This window comes from Litchfieldella rifensis (assembly GCF_042646605.1).
Taxonomy (GTDB): domain Bacteria; phylum Pseudomonadota; class Gammaproteobacteria; order Pseudomonadales; family Halomonadaceae; genus Litchfieldella; species Litchfieldella rifensis.
The window spans coordinates 1-314 of record NZ_JBHRUG010000050.1; the positions used below are offsets into that span (position 1 = coordinate 1).

Annotated in this window: 1 protein-coding gene; it reads left to right on the forward strand. The window is 72.6% G+C overall.

Features of this window, described 5'->3' with window-relative positions:
• Nucleotides 1-314: pyruvate kinase (locus tag ACFOEV_RS22045; RefSeq protein WP_386777216.1), on the forward strand; the 314-nt coding region annotated here is incomplete at both ends.

The following is a 314-nucleotide window of genomic DNA, read 5'->3' on the forward strand; positions in this document are numbered from 1 at the left end:
GGCGACGCCGCGCGCGTGGGCTGCGACTACAAGCAGCTCGACCGGGACGTCATCGCCGGCGACCGGCTGCTGCTCGACGACGGCCGCCTGGTGCTCGAGGTCGAACGCGTCGCCGCCCCCGAGGTCCACACCCGCGTGGTGGTCGGCGGCAGGCTGTCCAACAACAAGGGCATCAACAAGCAGGGCGGCGGGCTCTCCGCCGCGGCGCTCACCGACAAGGACAAGGCCGACCTGCAGACCGCCATCGACATCGGCGTCGACTACCTGGCGGTGTCCTTCCCGCGCTCGGCCGCCGACATGCAGGAGGCGCGCGC